The sequence below is a fragment of the Rhizobium fabae genome, assembly GCF_003985135.1.
In the GTDB taxonomy this organism is placed as follows: Bacteria; Pseudomonadota; Alphaproteobacteria; order Rhizobiales; family Rhizobiaceae; genus Rhizobium; species Rhizobium pisi.
This window is the reverse complement of sequence record NZ_ML133645.1, coordinates 76,254-88,534: the sequence shown is the minus strand read 5'-3', so window position 1 is coordinate 88,534 and position 12,281 is coordinate 76,254. Positions and strand designations below refer to the sequence as shown.

At 62.0% G+C, this 12,281-nt stretch carries 13 protein-coding genes and 1 pseudogene; 7 read left to right on the top strand and 7 right to left on the bottom strand.

Annotated elements, in window-relative coordinates; translation table 11 throughout:
• Nucleotides 1-532: pseudogene (locus EFB14_RS33300) on the bottom strand (hypothetical protein); the annotation flags it as partial.
• 323 nt (nucleotides 533-855) lie between these two features.
• Between EFB14_RS33300 and EFB14_RS00470 the strand changes: the two are divergent.
• The 4 genes from EFB14_RS00470 to EFB14_RS00455 all read left to right on the top strand — a co-directional run bounded on the left by EFB14_RS00470 (nucleotide 856) and on the right by EFB14_RS00455 (nucleotide 3,438).
• Complete coding sequence (locus tag EFB14_RS00470; protein WP_126821803.1) at nucleotides 856-1,431, top strand: transglutaminase-like cysteine peptidase; 576 nt, start codon at nucleotides 856-858, stop codon at nucleotides 1,429-1,431.
• 88 nt (nucleotides 1,432-1,519) lie between these two features.
• Complete coding sequence (locus EFB14_RS00465) at nucleotides 1,520-1,918, top strand: ester cyclase (protein WP_126821801.1); 399 nt, start codon at nucleotides 1,520-1,522, stop codon at nucleotides 1,916-1,918.
• A 218-nt stretch (nucleotides 1,919-2,136) separates the two neighbouring features.
• Complete coding sequence (locus EFB14_RS00460; RefSeq protein ID WP_126821799.1) at nucleotides 2,137-2,538, top strand: hypothetical protein; 402 nt, start codon at nucleotides 2,137-2,139, stop codon at nucleotides 2,536-2,538.
• A gap of 192 nt (nucleotides 2,539-2,730) precedes the next feature.
• Nucleotides 2,731-3,438, top strand: a complete 708-nt coding sequence (locus EFB14_RS00455; RefSeq protein WP_126821797.1) for a methyltransferase family protein — start codon at nucleotides 2,731-2,733, stop codon at nucleotides 3,436-3,438.
• A 325-nt stretch (nucleotides 3,439-3,763) separates the two neighbouring features.
• Here EFB14_RS00455 and EFB14_RS00445 read toward each other — a convergent pair whose 3' ends face one another.
• Nucleotides 3,764-4,294 (bottom strand): gamma carbonic anhydrase family protein, encoded by a 531-nt coding sequence (locus EFB14_RS00445; RefSeq protein WP_126821795.1) that lies wholly within the window; start codon nucleotides 4,292-4,294, stop codon nucleotides 3,764-3,766.
• Nucleotides 4,295-4,304: 10 nt separating this feature from the next.
• Complete coding sequence (locus tag EFB14_RS00440) at nucleotides 4,305-5,000, bottom strand: fumarylacetoacetate hydrolase family protein (protein WP_126821793.1); 696 nt, start codon at nucleotides 4,998-5,000, stop codon at nucleotides 4,305-4,307.
• A gap of 276 nt (nucleotides 5,001-5,276) precedes the next feature.
• Here EFB14_RS00440 and EFB14_RS00435 point away from each other — a divergent pair, with 276 nt between their 5' ends.
• Nucleotides 5,277-6,029 (top strand): nucleotidyltransferase domain-containing protein, encoded by a 753-nt coding sequence (locus tag EFB14_RS00435; protein WP_126821791.1) that lies wholly within the window; start codon nucleotides 5,277-5,279, stop codon nucleotides 6,027-6,029.
• Nucleotides 6,030-6,240: 211 nt separating this feature from the next.
• Here the strand turns inward: EFB14_RS00435 and EFB14_RS00430 are convergent, their stop codons facing one another.
• The 4 genes from EFB14_RS00430 to EFB14_RS00415 all read right to left on the bottom strand — a co-directional run bounded on the left by EFB14_RS00430 (nucleotide 6,241) and on the right by EFB14_RS00415 (nucleotide 10,123).
• Nucleotides 6,241-7,149 carry an RNA polymerase sigma factor gene (locus EFB14_RS00430; RefSeq protein WP_126821789.1) on the bottom strand — a complete coding sequence of 303 codons (909 nt, stop codon included), beginning with the start codon at nucleotides 7,147-7,149 and terminating at the stop codon, nucleotides 6,241-6,243.
• Complete coding sequence (locus EFB14_RS00425; RefSeq protein WP_126821787.1) at nucleotides 7,146-7,889, bottom strand: SDR family NAD(P)-dependent oxidoreductase; 744 nt, start codon at nucleotides 7,887-7,889, stop codon at nucleotides 7,146-7,148. The genes EFB14_RS00430 and EFB14_RS00425 overlap by 4 nt, the downstream gene beginning before the upstream one ends.
• A gap of 229 nt (nucleotides 7,890-8,118) precedes the next feature.
• A complete protein-coding gene (locus tag EFB14_RS00420; RefSeq protein WP_126821785.1) occupies nucleotides 8,119-9,090 on the bottom strand; it encodes a DMT family transporter in 972 nt (323 codons plus the stop codon).
• Between the two features lie 373 nt (nucleotides 9,091-9,463).
• The gene (locus EFB14_RS00415) at nucleotides 9,464-10,123 is read right to left on the bottom strand and encodes a TetR/AcrR family transcriptional regulator (RefSeq protein WP_126821784.1); all 660 of its coding nucleotides are present in this window, start codon (nucleotides 10,121-10,123) and stop codon (nucleotides 9,464-9,466) included.
• 149 nt (nucleotides 10,124-10,272) lie between these two features.
• On the opposite strand from EFB14_RS00415, the gene EFB14_RS00410 reads away from it, so the two are divergent.
• Nucleotides 10,273-11,211, top strand: a complete 939-nt coding sequence (locus EFB14_RS00410) for an alpha/beta fold hydrolase (protein ID WP_125843750.1) — start codon at nucleotides 10,273-10,275, stop codon at nucleotides 11,209-11,211.
• Between the two features lie 201 nt (nucleotides 11,212-11,412).
• On the top strand, nucleotides 11,413-12,024 hold the full coding sequence (locus EFB14_RS00405; RefSeq protein ID WP_125843751.1) for a hydrolase: 612 nt from the start codon (nucleotides 11,413-11,415) through the stop codon (nucleotides 12,022-12,024).
• Nucleotides 12,025-12,281: the final 257 nt, after the last annotated feature.

Below are 12,281 nucleotides of genomic sequence, written 5' to 3'. Positions count from 1 at the left end.
CGTTGTCGCCCTTGCCGTGGCCGTCGTTGTCGCCCTTGCCGTGGCCGTCGTTGTCGCCCTTGCCGTGGCCGTCGTTGTCGCCCTTGCCGTGGCCGTCGTTGTCGCCCTTGCCGTGGCCGTCGTTGTCGCCCTTGCCGTGACCGTCGTTGTCGCCCTTGCCGTGACCGTCGTTGTCGCCCTTGCCGTGACCGTCGTTGTCGCCCTTGCCGTGACCGTCGTTGTCGCCCTTGCCGTGACCGTCGTTGTCGCCCTTGCCGTGGCCATCGTTGTCGCCCTTACCGGGGTCGTCATTGTCGCCCTTACCGGGGCCGTCGTTGCCCCCTTTGCCGGGGCCGTCATTGCCACCCTTGCCGGGGCCGTCATTGCCGCCGTTGTCTCCAGCACCGCTGCCATTACCGTTGCCGCCACTGGTCCCGTTGCTGGCGACCGAGCCGGTGCTGGAGGTCTTCTTGCCGCTGCCAACGTCGTCGCTGCTGCGATCCTTATCGTTCGGGCTGAACTTGCTGTCGGCCTGAATTGATCTGGTCGGCATGCACAGTCTGTATTCGAGTGTGCCGCGAACTGCGGCCTTGCAATTAACGACTGCCGGGGCCGCCGTTGCCAAGCTGCTGCTTGCCAGAAGGGAAGCAACTGCGAGGCTGAATTTCGCTGCTCTGCTGATCATTTCAATCATCTCCCAAGGTTAACTAACCCTTAATGAGGAGATCTTTTATACTAATGATCTATTAACACGAAGGATAGACTATGGTTAATCTGTCTCATTTATATATTACAGTTAAATTCGCAAGTATAAAATTTTAATAAATTTTTATTCTGTCTGTGCTATCGTCCCATACCAAATAAAGGGAATCGGCTATGAAGCGTCTGGTTTCGCTCGCTGCCTTTTTATTCATTCTCCTGCATTTTCAAGCTGTTGCGGGATCGTCGCTGCCGGTGACGCGCAGCATCGGCGCGCCCGTGGGATTCGCCGCGGCCTGCGCCAAGTACAAGTGGCTGTGCGGCAGGATGGCGGCGCAACAGTTGAGCGATCAGGCAGGAATAGCGCTTCTTCAAAAGGTCAATCGCGCCGTAAATGGACGTATCATCCCTGCGGAAGATGGCCCATCTTCCGGGAATAGGGATGTCTGGTCTCTGCCGGTTGCCGGTCATGGCGACTGTGAGGACTATGCTCTCCAGAAAATGAAGGACCTGATCGAAGCCGGTTTTCCGTCAAACAGGCTGGCGCTTTCCGTCGTGATCGGACCGCACGATCAGAACCATGTCGTTCTGATTGCCCGCACGGACGGCGGCGATTATGTGCTCGACAATCTGACCAATGCCGTGCGGCTTTGGCGCATGACGGGTTATACGTTTCTGGCCACTCAAGATTTCCAATCGCGAACGGGCTGGCGCGTCACGCTTGCCGGTCCCCGTGCAGGCGAGTTCTCCTGAACCGAACGCCCCAAGGCGGCCACTCGCCGCTGGCAAGTGCAGATCCAAGCGCTATCTTTCCCCGGGAGTCCGAACCAGGGGCGATCGCGTGACGAAAACCGACCTCTCCCATCTCTACCGGGATTACATTGCCTGCCTGAACGGGCAGGACTGGTCCAGTCTTGGGCAGTTCGTCGATGACGGTGTGATCCACAATGGCCGGCGGGTCGGGCTGTCTGGTTATGTCGAGATGCTGGAGCGGGATTTCGATGAGATTCCGGACCTTTATTTCGATGTTATGATGTTGATTTCCGATCCGCCTTACGTTGCGTCCCGTCTCGGCTTCGATTGCAGGCCGAGGGGAAAATTCCTTGGCCTCGAGGTCAACGGCAGAGGCGTCTTCTTCACCGAGAACGTGATCTACGAATTTCGCGACGGCAAGATCGTCGAGGTCTGGTCGGTCATCGACAAGGCGGCGATCGAAGCCCAGCTTGCAAGCCCGAACTGATCGTGCGGCCGATGCCGAGACATATCGAGCCCGAGCTGAAAACGGGTGCAGGCCGCGGTAAATTCGACGAAGAATTGTGTATCCGAGGAGCAGCCTGATGCGTGCACCTTGTAAGAATCGGAAATACTTTGTGACTAAGTGTCTATAAAATATGCATTTTTCGACTTGCCGCGCAAGAAGAGATGACGGATATTCCTCAAACGTTGAGGGAAGCCGTCATGATCAGAATGATAGAAGACCCTGCCGAACTCGCCGGCGAGGACATCACTGGCAAATATATTCTCCGGAAGCTGAACTATCATTGGTTCGCCTACGGCAAGGCAGCCATCGTGACGGCCTGCAAGGGGACGATCCTCCACCTCGATCGGGAAGAGACTGTTCATTCCGAGCGTTGGGGCCGTCGCGCCTATACCGGAGCCGGCAAGCGTTATCCCGGCGGCATCTGTCCCATTTCGGCGGTCGCCTGCGTTTGCGATACGCCCGACGAGGTCAATGCCGTCATTCAGCTGGATGTCGAAGCGCAGGACGAGTTCTATCAGCTGATCGCCAAGACGGAAGCCAGGGTGCAGGCTCTTGCTTCCTCCTCACGGAACAGCCAGTTTCTGGAAGCGGCAGAGTAAAGCGGTTTTCAACGAGATCCGTCCGCGGCAACAGCTGTCTCCGGCAATATATGCGGAACGCTGTCGCGACGATTGAGAGGCGGTTTTCATTTGCTGCGTCGCTATCGGGACGTTGCGCGTTTCACCTCCTAAATTCCGCGCAGGGCTACTAGACTTGGGTGGCCGCTGCGGGCAGCAGAGCGGAGAACGGTCATGACGCCAGAGGATAGCCGGCACGGTCGCTCATTGGCGGCGGCGCCATCGCTCGTATCACTTGCCATCACCCTCATCATCATGTTTGCCGCGCTGTTCTGGCCGGCGGGCACGCTCGACTGGCCGCGCGGCTGGCGCTTTCTCGTTTTCTTCCTGGCGCTGACGGTAGTCGCGATCATCTGGATCCGGCGGACGAATCCGGAGCTGTTTGCGGCGCGCAGCAAGTATCAGAAAGGCACCAAGCCGTGGGACGTCGTGGTGGCCACGCTGACGATCATCCTCTTTGCCGCCATTCTTCCCATCGCTGCCTTCGACGACGGGCGTTTCCACTGGGCGCCGCAGCCCGGCTGGGTCGTCTTCATCGGCTATATCCTGTTGACCGCGGGCTATCTCGGCCTCACCTGGGCGCAATCGGTCAACCGGCATTTCGAGCCGACGGTGCGCATCCAGACCGACCGCGACCACAAGGTGATCGACACCGGCCCCTACGCCACCATCCGCCATCCCGGATACGCCACCGCCATCCTGCTCGGCTTCGGCATGGCGCTGTCGCTCGGCTCACTCTACGCGCTGATCCCCGCCGGCTTGCTAGTGGTCGTGCTCTTTGGCCGGACGCTGGGAGAGGAGGCGGAATTGCGCAAGGGGCTGGAGGGCTATGCGGAGTATATGGCTCGGGTGCGGTGGCGCTGGATTCCGGGGATTTGGTAAGGGGGCGAGGTGCGCCTGATCATTTGCCCTTCGCTAACGCTCTGTGCATTCGCTCCTGTCGTCGCTCACCCCCTCATCTGCCTGCCGGCATCTTCTCCCCGCTGGGGAGAAGCGGAATCGTAGCGGCGTCTCGCCCTTTTCAAAGGCATCGTTTCGGAAATAAGGACGCGTGGCTTGCTCCACCCTCTTCTCCCCAGCGGGGAGAAGGTGGCCCGAAGGGTCGGATGAGGGGGCTGAGCGGCAAAGCCGCGAATGCACGGAGCGCAGACGAAGGGCAAATAACGGCCTATGCCAGCTTCAGCCCTTGGTTCCCCCGAAGGGCAAGCTAGCCAATCACCCTCAGATCCCGCGCAAACCGCTGCCAATTGCGCACGTAGTTCTCCGCCGAGCGGCGAATGCCCTCGATGGCCTTCTCATCCAACGTCCGCACGACACGGGCCGGCGCGCCGACGATCAGGGAATTGTCGGGGAATTCCTTGCCCTCCGTCACCAGCGCATTGGCGCCGACCAGGCAGTTGTTGCCGATCTTGGCACCGTTGAGGATGGTGGCGCCCATGCCGATCAGCGCGTTGTCGCCGATGGTGCAGCCGTGGAGGATGGCGTGGTGGCCGATGGTGCAGCCTTTTCCCGTCGTCAGCGGAAAGCCCATATCGGTATGGGCCATGACGCCTTCCTGGATATTCGTGCCTTCGCCGATGGTGATCCTCTCATTGTCGCCGCGCAGCACCGAGCCGAACCAGATGCCGACATTCTCGCCGAGTTCGACATCGCCGATTACATGGGCATCCGGCGCGATCCAGTGCAGGCCGGCGGTGGGCAGTTTCGGCGTCAGTCCGCCAAGCGCGTAGATGGGCATGGGTCTCTCCTCAGACGACGTCGAGCGACAGCGTGGCGATGCCGTCGATGCCGCAGGTGATGCGATCGCGCCTGGCGACCGCGCCGACGCCGGCCGGCGTGCCGGTCATGATGATATCGCCCGGCGCCAGCGTGAAGAGCTTTGACAGCTCGGCGATGATCTCCGGCACCTTCCAGATCATCTGGTTGAGATCGCCGTCCTGGACGCGCTTACCGTTCTGCTCCAGCCAGATCCGGCCTTCGGCTGGATGGCCGAGGCGGCTTGCCGGGACGATCGCCGAGACGGGGGCGGAATGTTCGAAGGCCTTGGCGAGTTCCCAGGGGCGGCCGAGCTTCTTGGCCTCGCTTTGCAGGTCGCGGCGGGTGAAATCGATGCCGACGGCATAGCCATAGACGCAGTCGAGCGCATCTGCAGCCTGAATGTTCGTGCCGCCCGATTTCAGCGCCAGCACGCATTCGACCTCGTAATGCACGTCTGATGACAGCGGCGGATAGGGAAAAGCGTTGCCTGCCGGCAGCAGGTTGTCGGCGTTTTTCTGAAAGAAGAAGGGCGGCTCGCGGCTGGGGTCATGGCCCATCTCGATCGCGTGGTCGGCATAATTGCGCCCGACGCAATAGACGCGGCGCACCGGAAAGCGCCCGTCGCTGTCTTCGACCGGCAGCAGAACCGGTGCGGGACGCGGAATGACGGTGGCGGGATGGGGCATGGCGGGCCTTCCTGTGCTTATCGAGTCTTGGCACTCATCTTAGACGGAAAACGCCACGCCGGGGAAGCATGCTTGGCACGTTGACGTTGTCGCCGCCGAGCGATAACGTCATCGTCGTGAGCCGGATTTTCGCAGTTTCCACGACGTCTACGACCACCGCCTGGCGGTGGGTGGCAGACGCGTGAACTGAATTCCGTTCATTGCAGAAAACACCAACCCGCCGGAAACGAGCGGGTTTTTTGTTGCCGCTCGCCTCCCGCATTCGAGGACGAGATCGTGGACGATATCCAGAAGCATCATCTTGCCGAGCGGGCGCTCGCCGCTGCCCGCCGCTGCATCGCCAGCCGCTATGACGGAGCGGCTTTCGCTTATGTCGCCGGCTCCTTCATGCGCGGCGAGGGCACCGAATTTTCGGATATCGATCTGGTCGTCGTGTTCCCGTCGCTTGAAAGGGCCTGGCGGGAGTCGTTCACGCTGGAGGGTTTTCCCGTCGAGGCCTTCGTTCACGATGAACAGACCCTGGCGCATTACCTGCATGCGGATGCAGACAGCGGCTATCCGATCATGGCCAATATGGTCGCGACAGGCAGCATAGTAGGGCCGGACATCGAGCGCGCCCGCGCCGTCCAGGCAAAGGCAGCAGGAATGCTGGCGGCAGGGCCGAAACCTCTTGCAGGTCCTGCCTATGATGCGTTGCGCTATCAGGTGACCGATCTGGCCGACGACCTGCGCGGCGTCCGCCCGCCCGAAGAGATCGCTGCCATCGCCGCACTTCTCTACCAGAAGCTCGCCGACCTGATCCTGCTCGGACGCGGCGCATGGAGCGGTCGGGGCAAATGGGCGCCGCGCCTGATGAAGACCCTCGATGCGCAATTGGCGACCGAATTCGACGCGGCGTTCGGACTGGCGGCAGCGGGCGACGGTGCGCGGTTCCTGGCTTTGGCCGATCGGGAACTTGCCCTGCATGGCGGCCGCTATTTCGACGAATTCCGGCAGGAGGCTCCGCTGGAGGCGCGACGGCTGGGGTAAAGGCGGGAGTAAAAAGAGAGCCTCACCCTGAGGTGCCCCGCAAGGGCCTCGAAGGGCGGGGCGGGTGTGTTGACGGTTGAGGAATGCAGGGAGCAGTGCTGCGGCATGTCCTTCGAGGCTTCGGCCTTTGGCCTACGCACCTCAGGATGAGGGGCATTAGAGGATGCCGCGCCCCAACGACCTCGAGAAAGCGCGTCTTAATCAATATCGGTCACCGCGATGCGGCCAGCGTTACATCAGCACCGTCCATGACATAGGTCGCATAGCGATGGTCGCGGATCAGGCTTATCTTTTGCCCCAGCCATTCGAGCAGCATGAAATAGGAAGGACCGCCCGACGGTTCGGCTGATACCAGCAATATTTCCCGGCCTTCCAGCCAAGCCGGTTCGATCCTGACTGGCGGATACTCGGCATAATAGGTGAAAAATCGACCGACGTCGGCGGCACCGGAGATTTCCGGCCGTCGCGCCTGACGAAGCCGAACATCCTGCGCCAGCATGCGACGCAAAGCGTCCCAGTCTCGGGCGTTGAAGAGCGCTGCAAAGTTCAGGACCTCGGGACTCGGCGGTGGTGGAACCTCGGAGCGCACGTCGGAGATGGCGCGCAATCTTGCCCGACCGCGCGACAGATGGGCCTTGACGGCATCGACACTCAGTTCCAGCAGTGCTGCGATGTCCCCAAGTGACTCTCCCAACACATCCTTGAGGATCACCGCGCTGCGTTGCGGTACCGGCAATTCTGCAAAGTGGCCGAGGGCGATCCGCACCGCGTCCTGCCGGATCAGCGCGTCCTCCGGACCGACGGCGCTGATATCGGCCAGATCGAAAGCCATCTCAAGTGGCTCCGATCGGCGCGTACTGCGCTGGCGCAGGGCATCTATGGCTCTGTTATGGACAATGCGAAATAGCCAGGGTCGCAGCGGCGTGCCCGGCGGGATCGAGCCAGCCGTCGCAAATACCCTGGCAAACGCATCCTGAATCACATCCTCGCCGTCGATCACCGAACCCACCAGACGAGCAGCATAGCGGTGCAGTTCGGGGCGAAGCGCGTCCGCTTCGCTCGCGAGCGCTGCGAGCAGAGTTTTCCTCTCTTCGTCTTCGAGAGCAGCGTCTTCTGTCATTCGATGACCGTCACACCCGTATCCCCGCGTACTGCGTAGACCATGGCCTCGGCGAGGCCCGTTCTGCCGATCAGGTCGGCGACCATATCGCCAAAAGCCCGCGGCGTCATCTCCGGCCAGGTGGCGGCCTGTTCGGCAAATGTCCGACCCGCCGCCGCGGCATAGGCCGCGATGCCGGTATCGCCCACACCGGTTCCGGTAAACATCTGCCGGGGAACGATGACCCGGAAGCGCAGACCCAGGCCGAGCTCCGCCGACAGGCCCTCGGCATATTTTGCAATGAACCACTGCGCGCGCTTGGCTCCCGCATAACCGCCCGATAGCGGCGACCCCTGCACGGCGGCCCCGCTGGAGACCAGGACGACAAGCCCGCCCGGCGTCATCGGCAACGTCAGAGCCGCCTGTACCCAGTGCAGCGCGGCCTTGACGTCCACATTCCAGTTGGTGGTGAATGCCTCCCAGCCAATCCGGTCGATCCGTTCCGTGGGCGGTTCTGCGCCGGCATTCATGATGACGAGATCGGGTCGCGTCTGGTCCATGATCCGCCATGCCGCGTCGACATCGGTTGCATCAGCCGATATCGCGGTGACGGCCGGTTGCTCGCCTGGCCCCTGCACGGCCGTCGCGTTTCGGGCGACCACGGTGACTTCCGCCGCGCGAACCACAAATGCCTCGGCGAGCCCCCTGCCCAAGCCGCGACTCCCGCCAACGACCACGATTCGCTTTCCTTCCAGATCCATTTCTCAGTCCTCATTTGGGTCGGGTCCGACCGCTCGACGACGGTCACAACAACGACGTTCCAACAAGGTGAAAAGAGTCATCGCCATCTGCGATTTGTGGGGACCAGCGTCTAAAAGTATGACTCGACCGAAATTCGGCGGTGAAGCCTCGCGAACCAGCCCGATAAGCAACGAGGCCGATGTCTGCTTGGCGCCTGAAGCGGTCACTGGGAAAGCATTGCGCTCGTCCTCAGGCTTTGGTCGCCTCCGCTCTGGCCGCTGGCTTCAGCAGGATGATGAGAAGCAAGCCGGCGACTATGAGCGCCGCGCCTTCGAGATGATAGCGTTGCAACTGTTCGCCGAGGAAAAGGTAGGCGAGCACGGCGATAAAGATCGTCTGGATGTAAAGCAGCACGCCCGCCCGCGCCGCCCCCAGGGCCTCGATGCTGCGATTGAAGAGATAATACATAACCGCGCCGCCCGGGATCGCGACGTAGCCGAGCGCGATAAGGCCGCTGGCATTCAGCGTCGAGCGCTCGTCGGAGACAAGCTCAAACAGGTAGAAGGGCAGCGCCGTCAGCACCGCCGCACCGAGGAGGAGTACCAGGAGCGCAAGGCGATTCACGTCGAATTTCGCCCGGCGGAGCAGGACGGTATAGAGGCTGAAACAGAACGCGCCAGCGACGATCCACAGCTCTCCGGGATTGAGGTCGAGACGCAAGAGCGCAGCCGGGCTGCCCTTGACGATGATGACCACGATCCCAAGAAAGGCGAGGATCGATCCGATCACCTGCCAGCGTCCCATCGGCTCAGCCAGAATGAAACGGGCAAGAATCATGGTGATGATCGGGATCAGGGCGATGATGATGCCGGCAGTCGTGGCATCGGCATGTTCGAGGCCGACAAAAATCAGGCCCTGGCAGATCGCGAGCCCCATACCGCCGATGGCGAGCAGCTCGAGGCCGCGAGCCCGCACGAGCGCGACCATGGCGCCGAAATGCCGGTACACGATCGGCATCAGGATCGCCCAGGCGATCAGCACGCGCCAGAAGCAAAGCGCCCAGGGCGGCATCTCCGAAGAAACCCATTTCGCGGCGATATAGACGCCGGCCGACAGCAGCCAGCAGAAAACCCCCACGGAATAGGCGGCTGCAAGCGAACCGCCCGCCGCCTGTTCCGTCCCGACCGTGTCACGATGGACCGCCAAGACATGTATCGCCATGGCCCGGTTATGCCACAATTCCCGAGCGCTGCACAGATGAAGGCGGCGGCACTTCGCCTATTGCGCAAGGCCGACCTCCGGCGTCGGCGGGCCGGGCGGAAGAACGCCTTGGCCGGGTAGCGCCAACACCGGGAATTGGGCTGCGCGTTGACCGATGAATGGTGGCTTTCGACCGGGGTCGTATGAAAAGGGACATTGCGAGCGGGGCCGCGGGATCGGCGGAAACTAGCCGTGAGCCGGCCGGCATCCGAATACACCAGCCTCGGGAAGCGTGCGCTCGGTGCAGCGATGCGCTCCCGCGGTGATGCGTGCCGTGACAGGCGGGTGAGGCGAGTTCGGCAGCAATGCGGTCGCGGGAAGTTTCAGCCGATGATCAGAACTCGGGGCCGCGCATCCCGTGCAGGAGCAGGGGCAGGATCAGCCGCATCGTCCCTTCGACATCCTCCGGATCGCAGACGCCACCGCTCAGATGCTTCGCGCGGCCGCCATCGGCCATGATGTAGAGCATAGTGCCGATCATCATCTGGAAGGCCCAGACGATTTCGGCCTCGCTGCGGCCGGGCAGTGCGCCCTTGAGCGCCTTGATCGTTGCAGTGGCGGCGGGGTCGAACATCTCCTTGATGATCCCGCGCTCCGCGGAGCGCGGATCGGTGGCCTCCCGCGCAAGCAGCACGCCGAAATTCGCACTGCCTTCGATCTTGCGCAGCGACAACATCGGCATCAGCGCCGCCTTGATGATCATCTCGAGCCGGCGCTCGCGATTGTCCTCCATTTCGGCGAGAGCAAGGCCCGCCAGGCGCTGCGCGTTTGTGTTGGGATCACGCGCCCTGAACACTTCGCGATAGAGCCCGAGCTTGTTCTTGAAGTGGTAGCTGACGAGCGCGACCGGGACGTCCGAATTGACGGCGACCTGCCGCAGCGAGGTTCCCTCGAACCCCATTTCGGCGAAGATCTGCTCGGCGGTCTTGAGGATGCGCTCTCGGGCGCTGCTGTCGCCGGTCGCTTCGGCATGGCGTTGGGTCTTGGGCTTCATCGAATGCTTGCTGCCTTTCCTGAGTCGTCTGGAGCATATTACACGACAAAAAAAACTGATCAAGTTTTCAAAAAAGATGTTTACATGAACAAATTTCCTGTCATGCTAATCGTCACCGGCCGAGTTACCGGCTGCTGAGGAGTGCCACCATGAGAAAGTTCGCTTCACGTGCCCTGACCTCAATCGGCGCATTGATGCTTGCTGCGGCGACGCCCGCGTCGGCCCAGGTACTGCCCTATCCGACGTCGTTCAAGACCGAGACCGTCGCCACAGACGGCACCTCGAGACTCTTCGTCCGCATCGGCGGACATGGCCCCGCAGTGGTGCTGCTCCACGGCTTCGGCGAGACCGGCGACATGTGGTCGCCACTCGCGAGGGCGTTGATGGTCGATCACACCGTCATCGTGCCCGATCTGCGCGGCATGGGCCTCTCGGACCATCCCGCCGGTGGCTATGACAAGGCGACGCAAGCGCGTGACGTCGCCGCCATTCTCGACAAGCTGCATATCGATCACTTCGCGCTGGTGACGCACGATATCGGCAACATGGTGGGTTTCGCGCTCGCGACGCAGCAGCCGGATCGCGTGATCCGGTTCGTGCTGATGGATGCGCCCATTCCTGGCATCGGGCCGTGGGACGACATCCTCAAGAGCCCGCTGCTCTGGCATTTCCGCTTCGGCGGGCCGGACATGGAGCGGCTGGTCGCGGGCCGCGAGCGCATCTATCTCGATCGCTTCTGGAACGAATTCTCCGCCGATCCCGCGCGGTTCGACGAGGCTTCGCGCGAGCACTATGCGGCGCTCTATGCGCGCCCCGGGGGCATGCATTCGGGCTTCGCCCAATTCGCTGCCTTCGATCAGGACGTGATCGACAACCGCGCCTGGCGGGCGAAGGGCACGAAGCTGCCGATGCCAGTCCTCGCGATCGGCGGCGACAAGTCGTTTGGTCCGATGATGGCGGTCGTCATGCGCGACGCCGCTTCGAACGTGACCGAAGCCGTGGTGCCGGGATCGGGCCATTGGCTGATGGAAGAGCAGCCCGAGGCAACCATCACGCTCATCACAGCCTTTTTGGAGCCGGGCACGTAAGCGTCCGAACCACGATCCTGATCCCGCCGGTGGCGTTGCTGCCAGTGGCCACTAATACGGACTATGCGAACGCGGGCGCCGCCCCGTATCGCTGACCGCTTGCTGCTCAAACATTGCTTTCGATTTCAAGCCGGCGGGCGCCCGGCAATGCCTCCCTGCGTCCAAAGCACTTCAACCTCGAACTCTAGGAAAGGAACTACCATGACGTCTCCTGCCACCATCCGCGATCCACTCGCCGACCATATGCTGACGCCACAGAATGCGGCGCTTGTCATCATCGACTTCCAGCCCGTCCAGGTCGGCTCGATCGCCACCATGAACAAGCGCCTGCTGATCGAAAACGTCACGGCGCTCGCCCGCACCGCCAGGCTTTACGATCTTCCGGTCGTGCTCTCGACCGTCAATGTCGCGACAGGGCGCAACGCACCGACGATCCATCAGATCACCGATGCGCTACCCGGGGTGGTCCCGATCGACAGGACCTCGATCAATGCCTGGGAGGACGAGGATTTCGCCAACGCGGTCAAGGCCACCGGCCGCAAGAAGTTGATCATGGTCGCTCTGTGGACTGAGGTCTGCCTGGTCTTCCCCGCGCTCGATGCGCTGCGCGAAGGCTTCGAAGTCTATGCCGTGGTCGATGCCGTCGGCGGCACCTCGGAGGCGGCGCATCGCGCCGGGCTCGACCGGATCGTTCAGGCGGGCGGAGTGCCGGTCAGCTGGATCCAGCTTGCCTGCGAGCTGCAGCGGGACTGGAACCGCGACGCCACCGTCCCGGGCTTTGCCGAAATCGTCTTCGCCGAAGTCGGCCATTGAGCCGGCGCGGCACAGATGAAGGCGGCGGTACTTCGCCTATTGGGAAAGGACGACCTCCAGCGTCGGCGGGCCGGCTACGATTAAAAAGCAGCATTTCCCGATGACCAGGCGCTGGTTGCTTGGGACCGATCGCCGACGAACCTTGGCCGCTTTGCGCCAGAAGCGGCCATTAATAAATCGTTGAGCAAATCGATTGGAACGACTGTTTACACCGTGATGCGATGGTGGACTACCATACATTGAGGATGTCTGACCTT